This is a genomic window from Mucilaginibacter celer, assembly GCF_003576455.2.
GTDB classification, from domain to species: domain Bacteria; phylum Bacteroidota; class Bacteroidia; order Sphingobacteriales; family Sphingobacteriaceae; genus Mucilaginibacter; species Mucilaginibacter celer.
The window spans coordinates 2,405,805-2,426,068 of sequence record NZ_CP032869.1 but is presented as its reverse complement, the minus strand read 5'-3'; the positions used below and the strand labels follow the sequence as shown (position 1 = coordinate 2,426,068).

At 43.2% G+C, this 20,264-nt stretch carries 11 protein-coding genes; 7 read left to right on the top strand and 4 right to left on the bottom strand.

All coding sequences use genetic code 11. The annotated features are described in order from the left end of the window. Positions 1 to 42 precede the first annotated feature (42 nt). A complete protein-coding gene (locus HYN43_RS09665; protein ID WP_119411498.1) occupies positions 43 to 264 on the top strand; it encodes a response regulator in 222 nt (73 codons plus the stop codon). On the opposite strand, the gene fucP is transcribed toward HYN43_RS09665, so the two are convergent. The 4 genes from fucP to HYN43_RS09645 form a co-directional block, all read right to left on the bottom strand. Further along, complete coding sequence (gene fucP / locus HYN43_RS09660) at positions 250 to 1,518, bottom strand: L-fucose:H+ symporter permease (protein ID WP_119411497.1); 1,269 nt, start codon at positions 1,516 to 1,518, stop codon at positions 250 to 252. The two genes, HYN43_RS09665 and fucP, sit on opposite strands and share 15 nt — an antisense overlap. Positions 1,519 to 1,569: 51 nt before the next feature. Further along, positions 1,570 to 3,522: a glycoside hydrolase family 97 protein gene (locus HYN43_RS30615; RefSeq protein WP_119411496.1), complete on the bottom strand. Its 1,953-nt coding sequence runs from the start codon at positions 3,520 to 3,522 to the stop codon at positions 1,570 to 1,572. After that, positions 3,522 to 3,848, bottom strand: coding sequence for an alpha-L-fucosidase (locus tag HYN43_RS09650; RefSeq protein ID WP_245447224.1), 327 nt, complete (start codon positions 3,846 to 3,848; stop codon positions 3,522 to 3,524). The genes HYN43_RS30615 and HYN43_RS09650 overlap by 1 nt, the downstream gene beginning before the upstream one ends. A gap of 407 nt (positions 3,849 to 4,255) precedes the next feature. Beyond that, positions 4,256 to 5,143 (bottom strand): helix-turn-helix domain-containing protein, encoded by an 888-nt coding sequence (locus tag HYN43_RS09645; protein WP_119411676.1) that lies wholly within the window; start codon positions 5,141 to 5,143, stop codon positions 4,256 to 4,258. Positions 5,144 to 5,466: 323 nt separating this feature from the next. On the opposite strand from HYN43_RS09645, the gene HYN43_RS09635 reads away from it, so the two are divergent. The 6 genes from HYN43_RS09635 (at position 5,467) to HYN43_RS09610 (ending at position 20,125) form a co-directional block, all read left to right on the top strand. Beyond that, the gene (locus tag HYN43_RS09635) at positions 5,467 to 9,615 is read left to right on the top strand and encodes a hybrid sensor histidine kinase/response regulator transcription factor (RefSeq protein ID WP_119411494.1); all 4,149 of its coding nucleotides are present in this window, start codon (positions 5,467 to 5,469) and stop codon (positions 9,613 to 9,615) included. 450 nt (positions 9,616 to 10,065) lie between these two features. After that, complete coding sequence (galA, locus tag HYN43_RS09630; protein WP_119411493.1) at positions 10,066 to 12,951, top strand: beta-galactosidase GalA; 2,886 nt, start codon at positions 10,066 to 10,068, stop codon at positions 12,949 to 12,951. A 33-nt stretch (positions 12,952 to 12,984) separates the two neighbouring features. Then, positions 12,985 to 15,141: a glycoside hydrolase family 3 C-terminal domain-containing protein gene (locus HYN43_RS09625; RefSeq protein WP_119411492.1), complete on the top strand. Its 2,157-nt coding sequence runs from the start codon at positions 12,985 to 12,987 to the stop codon at positions 15,139 to 15,141. A gap of 21 nt (positions 15,142 to 15,162) precedes the next feature. Then, positions 15,163 to 17,571 (top strand): glycoside hydrolase family 2 TIM barrel-domain containing protein, encoded by a 2,409-nt coding sequence (locus HYN43_RS09620; RefSeq protein ID WP_119411491.1) that lies wholly within the window; start codon positions 15,163 to 15,165, stop codon positions 17,569 to 17,571. Positions 17,572 to 17,606: 35 nt separating this feature from the next. After that, entirely contained in the window at positions 17,607 to 19,118 is a 1,512-nt protein-coding gene (locus tag HYN43_RS09615) for an alpha-L-fucosidase (protein ID WP_119411490.1), read from the top strand. Positions 19,119 to 19,222: 104 nt separating this feature from the next. Then, complete coding sequence (locus tag HYN43_RS09610; RefSeq protein ID WP_119411489.1) at positions 19,223 to 20,125, top strand: alpha/beta hydrolase; 903 nt, start codon at positions 19,223 to 19,225, stop codon at positions 20,123 to 20,125. Positions 20,126 to 20,264 lie beyond the last annotated feature (139 nt).

Genomic DNA, 20,264 nt, shown 5'->3' with positions numbered 1-20,264 from the left:
CGGCGTATTTGCATAGGTTGAGATACTTTGTATTTTAGTAAGATGGAAAAAGTGCTGAACTGTTTGGTTATAGAAGATGATAAAGATGTGAATGCCTTTGTTTGCGATATGGTAAACCAAACAGCCTTTCTTAATCTTGCCGGGAATTATTTCAGCGCTGATGCCGCCCTGGAAACATTGCAAAATCGAAATATCGAACTCCTGATACTTGATATTAATCTGCCCGCGATAGACGGAGTTTGTTTATTGTTAAAGAATTGCTGATACCGGTATGTTTTCGGGCTTTACTTTTACGTGGTGACCTTTCAACCCGAAATATGCCACCACGGCGAAGCAAACCATAGGTACCAGGTAACCATATTGAATATTGCCCGTTATATCGCTGATATAGCCGAAAGCCCTCGGCAAAACCGCGCCGCCAACTATCGACATGATGATGAGACTGCTGCCAAATTCCGTATCTGCCTTCAGGTCTTTTATACCAAGCGCAAATATCGTTGGGAACATGATCGACATAAAGAAACATATACCGATTACGGTGTAAATGGTGATCATGCCGTGACCTAATACGGCAATTATACAAAGCAAAGCGCTCACGCCGGCGTAAACCGCAAGTAAAAGTGCCGAGCTGTAATACCGCATTAAAAATGTACCGATAAACCTGCCTGCCAGGAATGCGAAACCACATAAACCAAGGTAATCTGCCGCTTTCAGTTCCGTAATACCGGCCGATTTTGTGGCGTAAAGGATAAACAGGCTGAAAACACAAACCTGGGCGCCTACATAAAAGAATTGGGCGGCAACACCCCAGGCTAAGTGACGGTGCTTCAAGGCATGGAAAATGTTTTTGCTGGCTGCATGTCCCTCATGTTGCTTAATGCGTGGCAAGCGTGTAAATGCAAAAAGTATGGCTATAAATAACAGCACACTACCTAATATAAAATAAGGCATTTTTACAGATGATGCCTCGGCAGCCAGCGCCAGTTTTCGGCCTTCTTCTGTCATTCGGTTTAATTGAATCTCTGTATAACCTTTGGTTAATATAATACGTGCACCAATTATCGGTGCAAGTGTGGTGGCCAGCCCGTTAAACGATTGTGCAAAGTTAAGCCTCTGTGTGGATGTTGCCGGGTTGCCCAATGAGGAGGCGTAGGGGTTGGCTGCGGTTTCTAAAATAGTTAATCCGCATGCTATAATAAATAAAGCTACCAGGAAAAACGTGTATTGTTGCGTATTGGCGGCAGGTATAAACAGGTATGAGCCCAATGCGAAAACAAGAAGGCCGGTAATAATGCCCGCTTTGTAGCCATATTTTTTCATGATAAAACCGGCCGGTAAAGCCATCAGGAAATAGGCTATAAATACCGCCGAATCAACAAGGGTGGCCTGGACCGTAGTCAGCGTAAACGATTTTTTTAAGTGTGGTATCAGTATAGGGTCGAGGTTGTGCGCAAAGCCCCACAGAAAGAATAAACTGGTTATTAATATAAAAGGAAAAAGCGTGTTATTCTTTGTCATGATCGGATCATTGTATTGAATTTTTGATTAACCGTTAAAGGGTTCTGCCAACTATTTCCCTGTTATTTTACCAACCCATCCGCCTGCGCTATCCATACGAATGTTGATTACAGAGTTAGCGGATACCGTCCTTTCAGACCGGGTAAGGTTTTTGGGAAACGATAATACATCTGCCCATGATGTCAGTATGTAATTGCCGGCTGGTAAAAAATCCGTTTTAAACTGTATCGTTCTTTCTGATTCGTTGGTCATCGCGCCAATATACCAGTCTTTCCCGCTTCTTTTGGCGATAATAACGTATTGGCCGGGATAACCGCCAAGTACTTTAATATCATCCCAAACGGTAGGAATCTTGTTTAGAAAATCGGCACCAGGCTGCCCCAGGATATTTTCAGGTGCATCGCAGTAAACCGTAAACGGGCTTTCATAAATCACAAATTTGGCTAACTCGGCACAACGGCTGTTCATTATCTGGGTAGGGCTTCCTTGCCTGAAATCGCTTTTCTTTACATTGATGAAGCCGCCTGGAGTATAATCCATTGGCCCGGCCAGCATCCGGGTGAAGGGTAAGGTGGTATTATGCCCTGCTGTTATCCTGGTAGAAAACTTGGAATACTCCTCTCCCAAAACACCCTCGCGGGTTACCATATTAGGATATGTCCGCTCAATGCCATCTGGTTTAAAAGCGCCATGAAAATCAACCATTAAATGATATTCCGCCGCGGTTTGAATAATCAGCCGGTACCAGTTTACCATCTGCTGATCGTCGCGATCCATAAAATCAATTTTTATACCCGCAATACCCCATTGCTCGTAAAGGGGGAACGCTTTTTCAAAATTATCATTCCGGTTAACATCCGAACTGTAGAGCCAAAGCCAGCACTTAACATTTTTTGCTTTAGCATAGGCTAAAATCTCCGGCATGTTTAACTGCGGGGCAACTTTAGTGATGTCCGCGTCAGGCCTGTTAAACGGTCCATACCATTGCCAATCAATAAGCATATAAGGCCAGTGTTCTTTTGATGCCAGGTCAATATATTTTTTTATGGTTGGCATATCCACTTTTACATCTCCGCTCCACCAGTTGTCCCAGGCGCTCATGCCTGGCCTGATCCAGCCGGCATCTTTAAGTACGCACGGCGGATTAAGGTTTTGTATCAGTTCAGATTCGATCAGTTTACCCGGTGTACCTGCCAGCATTACTACACGCCATGGGGTAAACACGTTATTGGTAAAGCGCGCCTTAACACCATCTTCACCTTCGCCGGGCAAGGGCGACAGCTTAGTGGTCAGGCTGATCTTTTCGGTTGCAACGGTGTCAGTTTGCGTTGAGCCGATATAAAATCCAGGATAATTATCAATATTGGCTTCTGTAAAAGCGGCGTAATGGTGTTCGTCCAGTTCTACCAGCAGGGGTAAGCCCGCGATGGTTTTATTGGTAATGTGGTGCAGGTTTTTAGCTTTAAACTCAGTTTCCTGCGAACTGGTGTAGCTGCCATAATCTGCAACCCAGGTTTTTGCTTTTGCAGATAAATTAAAATCAGTAAGTTCTTTTACGATTTGCCCGTCGCCTATCTTATCAGCCCCAAATAGCTGGTAGCGAAAAGCAACCCCATCATTATAAGCCCTGAACCACATCGTCATGCGGCGCATTGGTGCTGATTTCTCTATCAGGTTTAATTCCAGTTCATTGTAACGGTCGGTTATCAGGCTGTGTTTGGCTTTTACTACAGGTACCCAGGTTTGGTTTATGGAATGCTCCTTATGATCGGTCACAGTCATATTGGTCCCCATCGCCGGTTCATCCTTAAACTCAAAACCGAGTAATGAAGGATAAACGATGGTTAGCCCATCGCTTGAAACAGTATATTTCAGGCTGCCGGTATTGCTCACTTCCACAATAACTTTTTTATCCGGCGATACCAGCTTAAAGGATTGTGCGAAAGCCGGAATTGTCATCAGAGTGGCAGCAACAAAGTTGCAGCAGGCTTTTAGGTTCATCATTATACAGCTCCTTCTATTTTTAAAACAAACGCTTCTTTACCAGGAGCCTGTTCCGGCAGTTTGCCTTCCTGGTACATGCCCCGTGCGTACCAGTCGCCCCGTTCGGGCGGACATTGCGGGCCCCAATGCGCCCAAATCCCGAATTTGGCATCACGAAACCATTCGGGTACCTGGTATTGGGTTAACGAATCCCAGCCGGACTTGAATGGTCCGGAAGTGGTCTCGGCGTTTAAATTTGTTTGAATAAGGCTACTTGCAAATCCCCTCGACAGGTACAGCGATGATACGCCTGCGGCTAAGCCTTTTATTAATGCTCTTCTTTTCATAATTAGTTTGGCAATTAAGACATTAAAGGAATGTTAGATTTTGCCAGAAACCGGAATCTGACCCGGCTCTACGAATCATAATGATTTATAATTGGTTGATAAGTGATTAGCACTCTCGTGTATAATCGATTATCAATCAAATGTCATGGAAATAAGATTTAAATAATTGACCTAATAGGACTTTTTTTTGTACAAAACCGACTTTTTGATGGGTGAGATGCGGTTGCCGTTGATAGGGGCAGGTGCTGATGATACGTGCAGGCAAGTAGACATCTATTATAACTCTCTTATTTATTGGTGTTTGCCAATAATAGAACTATGTAGGAAGACTGGTTATTACGGCGCGGAATGAAACTGCTTAAAAGTTATTATGGCTTGTTTCACATCATAGTATTAGTAACTACCTGCTAATGATTAAAACAAACCTGGTACATCTGCTTTTTGTATTCGCTGGGCGAAGTGCCTGTTAGCTTTTTAAATGTTTTAGAAAAATAGGAAAGGTTGATAAAACCGGTTTGCGCGCATATTTCAGAGTACGACATTCGACTTGTAGCCATCAGGTACTGTGCGCGTTCAACACGTTTTTCATTGATATAATTCAATGGCCTGGCTCCCGTGTGCTGCTTAAACAGCCTTGAAAAATAATCGACATTTTGATTGGCCCGGGAAGCAAGCCGGTTTACCGAGAGGTCCTGATGCAAATTGACAAGGATGTAATTTAGAGTTTCTGCAATTTTAACTGGTATGTTTTTCTGCTCGGGATGCTTAAATAATTGCGGATTTAGGAATTTTGCAGTCAACATGGTCAGGATCGCCTGCGTTTCGAGGTACGTAGAAATATTTTGTTGGTTGTTAAGCTCCTGATACTCCTTATAATAAATGTCTTTTTCATAAACTTTGGGGTTATCAGATCGATTAATCCCTCTGCCAGGGTTTATCTGAAGCAACCTGTTGAAAAGAGCAATGTCCATTTCAGTGGCCTTTGCTTTTAATATCACCCTGTTATCGGCAAAAAGAGAGCTTCCGTCTACCGAATCTTCAAAAAATTGAACAAAGAACTGCCCCAGGTAGTCGGTGCAGCTTAAGCTACAAAGGGTGAAACTCGGAATGATGTACAGGTAACCCGGTTCAAGTTTTAATGATCCAGCTGCATCTGACAACTCTCCTTCGCCGCTATCTATGTAATAAATTCGGTAATATGGGCTGATTACATTCCTGTAATTCCATTTAGCGTTCAACTTTACATAGTCAACATTGAGCAGAGAGAACGTGTGTTTTAAATTTCGTTTAATCATCTGAAACACAAATATGCAATTTGCTTTGATATACCCCAATGTATCTGAGCGTATTGGATATCAAAAAGTCGGATTTTTACAATAAAAAGTCCATTTTGAATAACAGTGTATCATTTATTTGCTATAAGTTTGATATTAACCCATGTAGGCTGGAACGAACAGTATTTCCTTTAAAGGGCGATAGGTTTAATAGTAGGTTCATGACAAATATTTTGAATTATATTCAAAATGCTATATTTATGAAAAGCCATTTTAAAATATATCCATTGTTGCTGGTTTCTTATTTTATTAATTAAACTTTACAATATCCTGTTCTTTATGCAATGAGATATAAATTATCACTAAGCGTTTGTTTGTTATTCCTGAAGTTCAGCGTTGTATTTGCGCAAAATGGCAAATACCAGTTTTCACAACTCAACATCAGCAATGGCTTATCTCACAACCAGGTAAACTGCGTTTTTAAGGATTCGGAAGGTTTTATGTGGTTTGGCACCGCTTCGGGCCTTAATCGTTATGACGGTTATACGTTCAAAGTATTTAAACATGATGCCAACGATAAGAAGTCTATCAATGCCGATTTTATAACAGCGATTTTTGAAGGACCGGACAAGATGTTGTGGGTATCAACAAGGGGCGGTTTTTGTTATTATAACCCCGAAACAGAGCAATTTGACAGTGATGTATCACGAATGACCGGCTATTTAAAAATTCCGGGATATCCTTACGTTACTAAAATGCTTCGAGGCGGTAAAGGCGAATTTTGGATTATTTGTCCCGATTCAGGTCTTTACAGGTATAATGAATTAAAAAAAACAACCAGACGGTACTATCATCATGGTTTAGTCTCATTATTACATTCAAACGCTATTGCTGATATTACCAGGGATAAAAATGGTAATATATGGCTGGTTTACCGGGACGCGGTGGTTGAAAAGCTCGATCCTAAACAAGATAAGATTACCTACCATACCGACATCTTTTCCAGATCTGCAAATAATAAAGAGGGTTACTATGCGATAACCGTCGACCGCGATAATGACCTGTGGTTATATTCTCCTAATTTTAATTCTGGCACATATTATTACTGTCCTACTTCAGGGAAATTCATGCACATTACCGACGAACCGGGCGCGGTAAAATTAAAGTCAAATAACATTAGCACTGTTCTTCAAGCTGATGATGGCCTCATGTGGATAGCAACTGATCATGGAGGTATTAACCTGCTGGATAAGAAAACGTTCTCGGTAACTTATTTGTTGAACCGGGAGGATGATGCTAAATCGCTTAGCCAGAATAGTGTTACCCTTTATAAAGATGATTCGGGTATTATGTGGGCCGGCACATTTAAAGAAGGGGTGAGTTATTATCATAAAAATATTATCAGGTTCCCTCTATACAGGCATTTCGCGTCTGATGCCAAAAGCCTGATTTTTGAAGACATTAATAAGTTTGCTGAAGACAAAAGCGGCAACTTGTGGATTGGCACCAATGGCGGAGGTTTGATTTACTTTGATCGCAGGGCGGGAAGTTTTAAACAATATAAACATGAGCCGGATAATCCAAATAGTCTTAGCAGTGATGTTATTGTAAGTTTATGCATTGACCATGAACACAAGCTTTGGATAGGGACCTATTTTGGAGGGCTGGACTGTTTTGACGGGAGTAAGTTTATCCATTATAAACATGATGATAAAGTAGCGGGTAGCCTTGCAGACAACCGGGTGTGGAATATTCTTGAAGATTCGTCTCACAGGCTATGGGTAGGCACATTTAACGCCGGATTACAAGTTTTTGACCGTGCGCAAAAAATGTTTTCCCCATCATTCAAGCAAACTGATATCAGAAGCCCTTTCGTATCCGCGCTTTTTGAAGATAAAACGGGTAATATTTGGGTTGGAGGCTATTTCGGCGTCGATGTGATTAAAAAAAACACAGGCCGCATCATTCATTACAGTAATGATAAGAATGCGGCCAAGGGTTTAATAAGCAATAGCGTCAACGGAATTAACCAGGATAGCCGCGGCCTTATGTGGATAACAACGCGCGAAGGAGTTAATGTTTTAAACCCCAAAAATGGGGCTTTTCAATCTTTAACGACACATAACGGATTGCCGGACAATAATGTACTTGATATGCTTGAGGATAGGTGGGGAGCTGTCTGGTTGAGTACGGCAAACGGAGTAAGTAAGGTATCCGTAACATCCAAAAAAGAAGCTTACACCTTTAGCTTTGAAAACTTTGATGAAAGTGATGGCTTACAGGGCCGGGAATTCAATGTTCAGGCCGCTCTTAAAACCGGCGATGGAAAACTGATATTTGGAGGGGGACATGGTTTTAACATTTTCGATCCTTCAACTATACATGCCAATATATATAAACCGAAATTGGTTTTCACAGATTTTTTGCTGTTTAATAAAAGTATTAAAGCAAATGAAGAAGTTAACGGGCATGTAATATTGTCTAAATCAATTTCGGCAACCCGCGATATTACGCTGAAGCATGGCGAAAACGTTTTTACGATTGAATTTGCGGCGCTTAATTTTTTTAATCCTAATAAAGTAAAGCATCAGTACATGATGGAGGGATTTGATAAGGGTTGGATTGATGCGGATAATGCTACACGAAAAGCTACCTATACCAACCTTGACGGCGGCGACTATACCTTTAAAGTAAGGGCCATCAGCCAGGAAAGGACGTGGGAGCCTGATTGCATTACGTTAAAAATCAAGGTATTACCGCCCTTCTGGAAATCGAAAGTTGCTTATGTTATTTACGTTTTGCTTTTGGTTGCAACACTCTTTCTGATGCGGAGGCGAGGTATCCAAAAAATAAGAAGGCAGTTTGAAATTGAAAAGGAAAAACGCGAAGCTAAGTTGCTGATCGAAAACGAACGTAACGAGGCCCGGCGCATGCACGAGCTTGATATGATGAAAATTAAATTTTTCACCAACGTAAGCCACGAATTCAGGACCCCGTTATCATTAATTATGGCACCGGTTGATAAGATTTTAAAGCAAACCGAAACCGAAGAGCAGCGAAACCAGTTGCAAATGATTAACCGAAATGCAAGGCGTTTACTGAATATGGTAAATCAACTGCTCGACTTCAGGAAAATGGAGGTACAGGAACTCCGGCTGCATGCCCGGAGCGGGGACATCGTAAATTTTATTACAGAAATGGTTTATTCATTTTCGGATATGGCCGAGAAAAAAAATATCAGGCTGGTATTTGATTCGGAAATAAAAAGCCTCATCATCAATTTTGATCACGACAAAATTGAGCGAATCATTTTTAACCTGCTTTCCAACGCGTTTAAGTTTACGCCTGATGGTGGTAATATTAGTGTATTGATATCAATAATTGAAAAAAACGTCGAAACAAAGCAACTGGAGATAAAAGTTATAGATACAGGTATCGGAATCCCATTGGATAAGCAGGATCGCATTTTTGAACGCTTTTTTCAAAACGATATACCAGGCACCATGGTTAACCAGGGCAGCGGGATAGGTTTATCAATAACCAGGGAATTTGTAAAGCTGCATAATGGCGAAATATCAGTTCAAAGCGAATTGGGCCAGGGTAGCACTTTTACTATCCACATGCCTGTTGACCTGGCAACGGAGCCTGTATTATCCATCTACGAAACTAACTTACTCAAATCAGAATTACAAGATAGCACCGAATTGGCAAAGGCGGGAAGTGGTATTAACAGAAAGCTTACCGTATTGCTGGTTGAAGACAATGAGGATTTTCGTTTCTATCTGAAAGATAATTTAAGCGAAACCTTCAACATCATTGAGGCAGCCAACGGAAAGGAAGGATGGCAAAAAACGCTTGCACTTCACCCTAACCTCGTAGTTAGCGATATCAGTATGCCCGAAATGAATGGCGTCGATTTGTGCCGTAAAATACGCAACGATAAACGTACATCCCATATACCGGTAGTATTGCTCACCGCGGTAACTGATGAAGAGCAGCAATTACAGGGGCTTGAAACCGGCGCCAACGACTACCTGACCAAGCCTTTCAACTTCGAGATCCTTACCTCGAAGCTTAAAAACATACTGGCCATGCAACAGGATATGCGTAAAACCTACCAAAAGCAGCTTGATGTTAAGCCAACAGAGATAGAAACCGAATCGTTTGATGAAGCGTTTATTAAAAAGACAGTACAACTGATTGAAAAGAACATTGATAACGCTGAATTTTCGGTGGAAGAACTGAGCAGCGAGCTATGTGTAAGCCGTGTAACCCTCTATAAAAGAACCCTCGCTTTAACCGGGAAATCGCCGGTGGACCTGATCCGTACTATCCGCCTCAAACGTGCCGCGCAATTGCTTGAAAATTCGCAGCTAACCATATCACAAATCTCCTACAAGGTGGGCTTTAAAAGCCAGAAGTATTTTGTACGATGTTTTAAAACTGAGTTTAATTGCCTTCCTTCAGCCTATTCCTCAAAAAAAAATAAATAACCTTTTATAGCATTTGCACTTTCCGCTTCCGGCCTTCTTATCAAATGGTATAGCCGGATGTTCAAAAGTCCTCTTTGGGATATTAAACTGCTGTGAACAAACATGGCATGCTGTCTTAACATTTGTATCCCTATTTATAAACAATCTATTACGTACTAAAATTTAGTTTAGCGGCGCAATCAACAACTCTTTAGTACAAAATACAATGAGTTTTGTATTGCTTAGCCAATTTTAAAACCTGCTTAATTTACTATGATGTTAAAATACATACATATGCTATTTCGGGGACGTAGGATATTGTACATACAGGCGAACCGATAACTTGCCTTGCCGAAATGTTATTCATGCTTTTACAGCTGGCTGCAATTAAAATTCCCACGACAATAATGCCTCCTTTAATCACATCCACATCTGCTTTTGGCATCCCATATTAATAACCATCGCTATACCATGCTTACAAAAATTCCCTTCTTCAAAATTTTTTACTTCTTGATTTTATTTTTAATTATTTCTGCAAACTCAATAGCCCAGCTACCAAATGTATCAGGTTCAAAACGCGAACACATTTCAATAGATAACGACTGGCGTTTTGCGTTGGGACATGCTTATGATGTTTCGAAAGATTTTTATTATGGAACCGGTGGTTTCTCTTACCTGGCAAAAACAGGTTATGGAGACGGTGCCGCCTCGGCAGAATTTGATGACAGAGGTTGGCGAAAACTCGACCTGCCGCATGACTGGGCGGTTGAACAGTCCTTTAGCCCTAAGGGTAGTTTCAGCCATGGATCGAAGGCAATCGGCCGTAATTTCCCGGAAGCCAGTGTAGGCTGGTACCGCAAAACTTTTGCTATCCCCGCCTCCGACCTCGGTAAACATATATCCATAGCATTCGATGGCGTTTTCCGCAACAGCATAGTTTGGGTAAACGGACATTTTTTAGGTACCGAGCCCAGCGGTTACCACGGCTTTGAATACAATATTTCAGAATATTTAAACTATGGCGGCAATAACGTTATAGCCGTGCGTGCAGATGTAACTATGGAAGAAGGCTGGTTTTACGAGGGGGCCGGTATTTATCGCCATGTATGGCTTAACAAAACAGATCAGCTTCATATTTTGCCCGAAGGAACCTTTGTTACCACAACGGTAAAAGATAATGTGGCCGGGGTTACCGCGACATCGGCTATAAGTAATGATAGTGAAAAGCCAAGGAGCTTTGATATAACCCAAACAATTATTGATGATAAAGGGAAAGCCCTTGCAGCAAAAAACACTACCGGAGTTGTTTTAAAGCCGTTCGCAGCTAAGGATATTAAAAGTTTATTAAATGTTAGCAATCCAAAGCTATGGTCGTTAGATATGCCCTGCCTATATCAGCTAATTACCACCGTTGAAGAGAATGGGATTGTTTTGGATAGTTATGTAACAACGTTTGGCATTCGTACCATCAGGTTTGATGCTAATGAAGGTTTTTTTCTGAACGGTGAGCATGTAAAAATACAGGGCACCAACAATCATCAAGACCATGCTGGTGTTGGCGTTGCGCTGCCGGATGGTTTACAGGAATTCAGGATCAGGACGTTAAAGGGGATGGGTTGCAATGCATATCGCTGCTCACATAATCCCCCGACGCCAGAATTGCTTGATGCGTGCGACAGGTTAGGTATGCTGGTTATTGACGAAAACCGTTTGATGGGTACCACTTCGACACAGTTGAACGACCTGAAAAGGATGATAACGCGCGACCGGAACCATCCCAGTATCATCAGTTGGTCGATAGGGAACGAAGAGTGGGCTATTGAAGGCAATATTAAAGGTGCGCGGATAGCTGCAACTATGCAGGCTTTCGCTAAATCGGTTGATTCAACACGCTACATCACCGCGGCCATCAGCGGTGGCATTGGCTGGGGTATATCGACCGTGATAGATGTGTTAGGCTATAACTACGTAGCTACTAAAAACACTGATGAGCAACATAAAAAGTACCCTGATCAATTTAGCTGGGGTACCGAAGAGGGGTCGACAGTTGCCTCAAGGGGAATTTATGAGAATGATCCGGACAGGCACCAGCTTGCAGCATACGACCGGAAGCAAAACGATTTTTTTTATAGCCTGGAACAAGGATGGAAACATTACGCCTCACGCCCGTACCTGGCCGGCATGTTCATCTGGACAGGCTTTGACTACAGAGGGGAACCTACACCGTTTGGGTGGCCCTCTGTCGGATCATACTTCGGGATGGTTGATGCCTGCGGCTTTCCCAAGGATGATTACTATTATTTAAAGTCGTGGTGGACGAAACAAACGGTAGTGCATATTTTGCCGCACTGGAACTGGCAGGGTAAAGAAGGCCAGGAGATACGGGTATGCACCTACAGCAATTGCGACGAGGTAGAGCTTCTTCTAAATAAAAAAAGCCTCGGCAAAAAAACGATGGAGCAGAACGGGCACCTCGAATGGCAGGTAAAATACCAGCCCGGCACATTGCAGGCGGTAGGTTATAACAAAGGCATAAAAGTAGGCAGCGATATGGTTAAAACCACGCTGCCACCGGTTCAGGTTAAGCTATCAGCCAACAGAAAAGCGATCAGGGCTGATAAAAAAGATATGGCCATAATTACGGTTGAGGCTGATGATAAAAACAATCTCCGGGTGCCTACGGCGCAGAATGAGGCGACCTTTTCAATTACAGGCCCTGGTAAAATTTTAGGAGTAGGCAATGGCGATCCGACTTCGCTGGAAGCGGATAAATACGTAGAAAGGATCGACCTTGTTCACATAGATACGTTAAAGGAGAAATTTGTTGACGATTTAAATCCAAAAGCTGAAGTGGCCGAGCATTATAACGACAGCAAATGGCAAAACGCCTTTATGGATACAAGGGATGATGAATTTGGGCGAAAGGTGAAAGCGATAGTCTACCGTGCCGGTTTCAATATGCCTGCTGATGTTGCAGCTGCAACGGCTACCTTTTTCAGTAAAAACATCGGTACGGTTCAAAATATTTTTATTAACGGTAAGGAAATAGGGCATCAAATTAAAGTGGCCGATCTGAACACCGATTTTAAACTGGATGCTTCATTGCTGCACCCCGGCAACAACACTCTTGCTATTGTAGCAACACCATTGCTTAAAGCTAATATATGGGCAAGTGTTAACACCGATCCCGGCCTCATCCAGTTGGTTTATCCCCCTGCTCCTTATAAGCGAAAACTTTTTAGCGGGTATGCACAGGTAATCGTTCAGTCAACAGGGCAACCGGGAACTATCGTTTTAAAGGCAAGCTCGCCGGGCTTAAAATCTTCGGCTTTTGAAATAACGGCTGCTGAAAAATAATCTATAAATAACCAATCCAAAGAAATAGTTTTTATGAAATATATAATTACCTGTTTTATCGCGCTTTTTTTGTTTGGCGGTGTATCTGCACAAAACAAAAACGAGGCGGCCATTAAATTGAAGATCAATAGCGTGATCAAAAAGATGACACTTGAAGAAAAAATAGCGATACTGCATGGTAACGCCTTGTTTTCGTCGGCAGGTGTGCCCCGCTTAGGTATCCCTGAATTAACGTGTGACGATGGGCCGTTAGGCGTGCGGGAAGAGATAAAACGCTTTGATTGGGCTTCGGCAAACTGGACAACGGATTCTGCTACTTTTTTACCCAATGGTTCGGCGATAGCCGCTACCTGGAACCCAACTATGGCCAATAAATATGGTGTGGTAATAGGAGAGGAGGCTAATGCCCGAAAAAAGAATGTAATGCTTGCACCCGCCTTTAATATTTGCCGGATGCCGCTTTGTGGCCGCACTTATGAATATTACTCAGAAGATCCCTACCTGAACAGCCTGCTGGCCGTTCAGGCGGTAAAGGGTATCCAAAGCCAGCATGTGGCTGCCTGTATAAAACATTTTGCTGCCAATAACCAGGAGCTTAATCGGGATAGCGTAAATACCATAGTTGATGAAAGAGCCTTACAGGAAATCTATTTTCCCGCCTTTAAAGCGGCGGTTCGGCAGGGTAATGCTTATACCGTAATGTCGGCTTACAATAAGTTAAATGGTTATTGGTGTTCTGAAAACGGTTATTTATTAAATAAGGTTTTAAAAAATGACTGGGGTTTTAAAGGTGTAGTGATGTCTGACTGGGCCGGAACGCATCATACTGTTGCGGCAGCAAATAACGGTCTCGATATTGAGATGGGATCCGGCGGACCTTACGAGCAATGGTACATGGCCAAACCATTGCTTGCCGCTGTGAAGGCGGGCAGCGTTTCGCAGAAAACCATTAACGATAAGGTAAGCAGGATTTTATGGCTTATGTACCATACGTCCATGAGTGCCAATCATCCAAAAGGATCGATCTCAACCCCTGAGCATGGCAAAGCCGCGTATGAGATCGCCTCAGAGTCTATCGTACTGCTAAAAAACGACAAACAACTTCTGCCTTTGCAAATAGGCAGTATTAAACACATTGCCGTTATAGGAGATAATGCGATACGCACGTTTGCCTTGGGCGGATACGGTGCAGGTGTAAAAGCCAAATATGAAGTTACGGCTTTGCAGGGGATAAAAATAAAATTCGATAAAATTGCCGAAGTTAGTTTTGCCCAGGGTTACCGGGCCAATTACCAAGCTAACAAAACCGCCGTGCAAAATGGTGATTATAATAAACCCGATCAAAACCTGATTGATGAAGCAGTAGCGCTTGCTAAAAAAAGTGATGTTGCTATCTTGTGTATTGGCTCAAACCGTGAATATGAAAGTGAAGCCCATGATCGTAAAAGCCTTGAACTGCCTTTTGGTGAGCAGGCATTGGTTAACGCTGTAAGCGCGGTTAACCCCAATACCGTTATCGTAGTGATGGCCGGTGCGCCCTACGATTTGAATGAGATCAGTAAATCTAATCACACCATTGTTTGGTCGTGGTTTAACGGTTCGGAAGCTGGTAACGCGCTGGCAGATGTTTTGAAAGGAACTGTAAACCCCTCGGGTAAGCTGCCGTTTACCTTCCCGGTTTCATTAAATGACTCACCGGCTTTTTATATGGATACCTACCCGGGAAATAAGCTCACGGCCGAATATAAAGAAGGTATTTTGGTAGGATACCGCTGGTATGATACCAAAAACATAACGCCGCTTTTCCCTTTTGGATATGGACTGTCTTACACCGGTTTTTCATTAAGCCATCTGGCTACCGATAAGCCGGTATACAGGAAAAACGAGATAATACATGTACGGTTCACAATAAAAAATACGGGCGACAGGTACGGCGCCGAAGTTGTACAGCTTTATGTAAGCGAACCGGTTAGTACCGTGCAGCGTCCTCAAAAAGAGCTTAAAGCCTTTAAAAAGATCTTTTTAAAGGCCGGCGAATCAAAAACGATAGATATGCAGGTAAAGGTTACAGATCTTGCGTTTTATGACGAAGCGAAAAAAGGCTGGAATACGGAAGCGGGCGAGTACGTTATTGAGTTAGGTAATTCATCACGTAATATTATTCTAAAAACAAAAATTACAGTTAAGTAACTGTGTAATGCACACTATTTCATGAAAACAATAACCATAGCCATCCTGTTTTTGGTTTATAGCATGTTAAGCTTCGCCCAACTTCCGGGCGCTATCATGCGAAAACAGCTATTTGATTACGATTGGAAATTTAACCCTGGCGATGATTCGCTGGCGAGATTAAGAGACTTTAACGATAAGCCCTGGCGTAACCTTGACTTGCCGCATGATTGGAGTATTGAGGGGAAAGTGAGCCTCAAAAATCCAACCGGCGGTGCGGGCGGTTACTTCCCGGCTGGTATCGGTTGGTACAGAAAAACGTTTAGGGCTCCTCCCGAATGGAAAGAGAAAGAGGTTTCTGTTTATTTTGAGGGAGTTTACATGAATGCTGAAGTGTTTATCAATGGTAAATCACTGGGCATCCGGCCTTATGGCTATTCTTCATTCAGTTATGATCTTTCACCTTATCTTGATTTTGATAAAGAAAATGTGATAGCCGTACGTGTTGATGATTCACAGCAGGTTAATTGCAGGTGGTATAGCGGCTCTGGAATTTACCGCCACGTATGGTTGAATATTACTAACCCTGTGCATATTGCCGGATGGGGAGTTGCGGTTACAACCCCCGAAGTATCTCCAAAACAGGCCTCAGTGCTTGTTAAAGCGAAGGTGAAAAACCAAACGGACATTCTGCAGCGGATTACTATCAACACAGGCTTGTTTTATGGGGGCGCTAAAAACGTAGGAAATAGCAAAGTAAGTTTAGAGTTACCGGCAAACAGTGAAAAAGAGGTAGCACAGATTATAAAAGTGTCGAAGCCCCTGTTATGGACACCCGAAACCCCATATTTATACCAGGCCCGGATCCGGATATCAAAAGGCAATGAAAAAATTGATAATACGAATACCACTTTCGGCATCCGTTCAATAAAATTTACTGCCGAAGATGGTTTTCAGCTCAATGGTAAAACGGTAAAGATCAGCGGTGGCTGTGTTCATCATGATAACGGCTGCCTCGGTGCCGCCGCTTTTGACCGGGCCGAGGAGCGTAAGGTGGAGTTAATGAAAACTTCGGGGTTTAATGCTGTACGCACTTCTCATAATCCCCCTTCTGAAGCTTTTTTAGATGCCTGCGACAGATTAGGTTTATTGGTTATCGATGAAGCTTTTGATGGCTGGAAGGTTAGTAAAAACAAGTATGATTATTCGGCTTATTTTGACCGTTGGTCTAAACCAGATCTGGAAACGATGGTGCTGAGGGATAGGAACCACCCGTCAATTTTTATGTGGAGTATAGGAAATGAGGTGGTTGAAAGAAATAAGCCCGAAGCTGTGGTAACCGCTAAAACGCTTGCAGGTATTGTTAAAAATATAGACAGCACACGGCCTGTAACATCGGCGATAGTAAAATGGGGCAACGACTGGGAATCGTTAGACCCACTTATGGCAGCACACGATGTTTGCGGTTATAATTACCAGCTGCAGGGCGCGCCTGCCGACCATAAAAGGGTTCATTCACGTGTTATTTTTCAAACCGAATCGTACCCGCGCGATGCATTTGCCAATTGGAAGCTGGTGCAAAATAATAACTATATCATAGGAGATTTTGTATGGACAGCTATAGATTATTTAGGTGAAGCTGGAATTGGCCGTTGGTATTACTCGGGCGAAGTGCCGGGCGAGCATTGGGAAAATAATCTTTTTCCATGGCATGGCGCATATTGTGGGGATATTGATTTAACCGGATGGAGAAAGCCTATATCGCACTACCGCAGCATGTTGTATAATGATAAGGAAAAGCTGTATATGGCTGTTCGCGAACCCAACCCCGAGCCATTGGAAATCAAAGAAACCTGGTGGTCGGTTTGGCCCACGTGGGAAAATTGGACCTGGCCTGGCTTTGAGGGCAAAAAACTGGATGTAGAGGTGTATTCGAGATACCCCAAGGTAAGGCTTTATTTCAATGACAAACTTCTTGGTGAAAAACTCACAACAGCACAGGAGGAATTTAAAGCTACTTTTCCTGTTCCTTATGCGGCGGGAACCCTCAAAGCAGTAGGCGTAGAAAATGATAAAGTGATGGAATCAACCACACTGCAAACGTCGGGTTCTGCTGCTAAGATCCGGCTCTTTGCCGACCGCAAACAAATATTGCCGAACGGACAGGACTTATCCTATATTACAATTAAAGTAACCGATAAGGACGGCGTTATTCAACCCAATGCATCAAATCGGCTTCAATTTAAACTTGAGGGGCCGGGCGTAATAGCCGGGGTTGATAATGCCGATGTTAAAGACACAGACCCTTATGTCGGCAATTCCCGTAAAGCCTGGCACGGCCGTGCCATGTTGGTGATCAGAAGTACGCATAACGCCGGCGATATCAAACTTACAGTAAGTTCGGCGGGATTGACCGAAGCGACAGTAACGGTCAAAGCCCACGCAAATTAATAGATAGATTTTCCAACCAACTATAACAACCTAAAATGATAAGTAAAGTAAAAAAGATCGTCGCCCTCGGCCTGGTACTTTCAACAAACACATTAATGCTGTATGGGCAAAACCTGCCCGTTAACAAAGGACCGTTCAATCCTTCGGATTCTTCATTTAAGCAATACCAATATCCCGCCTGGTTCAGAGATGCCAAGTTTGGTATCTGGGCGCATTGGGGCCCGCAGGCTGTTCCACGCCAGGGTGACTGGTATGCCCGAAATATGTACATCCAGGGCAGCGAACAGAATAAATATCATGTTGCACATTACGGGCATCCGTCAAAATTTGGGTACAAGGACATAATCCCGTTTTGGAAAGCTGAAAAGTGGGACCCCGAAAAATTGATGGCGCTTTATAAAAGGGCCGGGGCAAAATACTTTGTGAGTATGGGCACCCACCATGACAATTTCTTCTTATGGAACTCTGCACTGCACCGGTGGAACGCTGTGCAAATGGGGCCGCATAAGGATGTGGTTGGCATCTGGCAAAAGGAAGCTAAGAAGAATGGCCTTAAATTCGGGGTTTCGGAGCATTTGGGAGCGAGCTTTACCTGGTACCAACCGGCTCATAATGCTGATACATCCGGCGATTATAAAGGCGTGCCATACGATGGCAACGATCCGCAGTATGCGGATTTGTATCATTCAAAGGCAAAACCCGATGACCGTGCGTGGTACACTACCAACCCCGAATGGCAACGCACCTGGTATAAAGCTGTTAAAGAATTGGTAGATAATTATCATCCCGACCTGCTTTATTCAGATGGATGGTTCCCGTTTGGGGATATTGGCCGGGATATGTTAGCTAATTTTTACAACGGAAACATCGCATACAACAACGGTCGGCTCAACGCTGTGTATAACTGCAAGCAGGCATCGAACGGGATGTGGGTGCAGGATATTGAACGGGGCGTTCAGGATTCGATCAGTCCATATCCATGGCAAACCGATACTTCTATAGGCGATTGGTTTTACCGCACCGGTCAAACCTATAAAAGCGGCACCGACATTATACAAATGTTGGTAGATATTGTAAGCAAAAACGGAAACTTGCTGATTAACATCGTTCAAACACCGGAAGGCGACCTGGAGCCTGATATGCTGAATACACTTGATGAGATTGGCAAGTGGACGGCCGCTAATGGCGAAGGTATATACGGATCACGCCCCTGGAAAATATTCGGCGAGCGGCCGCAGAATGTGGCAACTGTTAAAACCAGCGCCTTTAACGAAGACCGGGTTAAGTATACAGGGGAAGACATTCGCTTTACTTGCAACGGCAACAAGTTATATGCATTTCTGCTCGACAAACCTACAGGAGATATCAGAATCAAATCGCTCGGTAAATCATCAGCCCTGAATAAACAGAAAATAACCTCGATAAAGCTTTTAGGCAGTAAGGAAAAGATCAGGTGGCAACAGGAAGATGATGCGCTGATCATTAAAAAGCCTGTGAATTTACCGGACTGGAAAGTGACGGGTATCAAGATTGATCTTGCTGATTAAGCGGGATAAGTGATAAATAGAAATTAAACTAACAAAATGTGTTTCCACCCGGGGACACATTTTGCATTAAACAGCTTTAAACCGATAAACAACCAGAAAACATAATGAGAACTTTAATACTCGTAACCATATTTAGCAGCTGGCTGGCGCATGTATCCGCGCAAAAATCTGTACCGCTTTACCCCGGCGATATTCCTAACGGTAAACCCACACCTGCAACTTATAACGAAAAACCTAATGAATGGGGCGGTACTGCCAATGTATCTGTGCCAACGCTTACACCCTATTTATTGAAGGAAGGTGCCATGCATACCGCCGTGTTGGTAATTCCGGGCGGCGGCTACTCGGCGGTGGTCATGGGGCATGAGGGAGAAGCCATAGCAATCGCCTTTAACAAAATAGGGGTAGCCGCATTTGTATTGAAATATCGATTGCCGAATGATAGTATCATGGTCGACAAAACTATCGGTCCTTTGCAGGATGCACAGTCGGCTTTGTGCATGATCCGCAAAAATGCGAAACAGTGGAATATTGACCCTGCTAAGGTGGGGGTGATCGGCTTTTCTGCAGGTGGGCATTTGGCCTCGACCCTGGGTACACATTTCGACAAACCGGCGATAAAGAACAGCGATCATATCAGTCTCCGCCCGGATTTTATGGTATTGATATATCCCGTTATTACGTTTGGAACATTCGCCCATTCCGGGTCGCGCGAAAATCTGATCGGCAGAAACCCGGCACAAAAACTGATCGACCTCTACAGCAACGAAAAACAAGTTACCGCCGCAACACCGCCCGTATTCCTGATGCATGCCGAAGATGACAATGTAGTGCCTGTTCAAAATACTTTATTATTTTACAACGCGTTAATCCAAAACAAGGTTAAAGGAGAAATGCATATCTATGCCAATGGGGGCCACGGTTTCGGCTTATATAATTCAACTACACGCGATTACTGGTTTGATAGGCTAAAGGCTTGGATGGATACCAATGGCTGGCTTAAATAGCTGTATGAACCATCGTAAATGGATTTAACCCTTGTACGTAGTTTCCGACGAAACTAAAGTTTCAATCCAGCCGTCTTGGTTATAAGGTACTTTTCTTAAAGTCCTCCAAAAAAGGCGAGGATATTTGGATACGGGCCCT

Bases quoted from the DNA above. Each gene is read 5' to 3' on its own strand.
- HYN43_RS09615 (WP_119411490.1), top strand. From the start codon at position 17,607: ATGATAAGTAAAGTAAAAAAGATCGTCGCCCTCGGCCTGGTACTTTCA.
- HYN43_RS09625 (WP_119411492.1), top strand. From the start codon at position 12,985: ATGAAATATATAATTACCTGTTTTATCGCGCTTTTTTTGTTTGGCGGT.
- HYN43_RS09650 (WP_245447224.1), bottom strand. From the start codon at position 3,848: ATGAAAAGAAGAGCATTAATAAAAGGCTTAGCCGCAGGCGTATCATCG.
- galA (WP_119411493.1), top strand. From the start codon at position 10,066: ATGCTTACAAAAATTCCCTTCTTCAAAATTTTTTACTTCTTGATTTTA.
- fucP (WP_119411497.1), bottom strand. From the start codon at position 1,518: ATGACAAAGAATAACACGCTTTTTCCTTTTATATTAATAACCAGTTTA.
- HYN43_RS30615 (WP_119411496.1), bottom strand. From the start codon at position 3,522: ATGATGAACCTAAAAGCCTGCTGCAACTTTGTTGCTGCCACTCTGATG.
- HYN43_RS09620 (WP_119411491.1), top strand. From the start codon at position 15,163: ATGAAAACAATAACCATAGCCATCCTGTTTTTGGTTTATAGCATGTTA.
- HYN43_RS09645 (WP_119411676.1), bottom strand. From the start codon at position 5,143: ATGATTAAACGAAATTTAAAACACACGTTCTCTCTGCTCAATGTTGAC.
- HYN43_RS09635 (WP_119411494.1), top strand. From the start codon at position 5,467: ATGAGATATAAATTATCACTAAGCGTTTGTTTGTTATTCCTGAAGTTC.
- HYN43_RS09665 (WP_119411498.1), top strand. From the start codon at position 43: ATGGAAAAAGTGCTGAACTGTTTGGTTATAGAAGATGATAAAGATGTG.
- HYN43_RS09610 (WP_119411489.1), top strand. From the start codon at position 19,223: ATGAGAACTTTAATACTCGTAACCATATTTAGCAGCTGGCTGGCGCAT.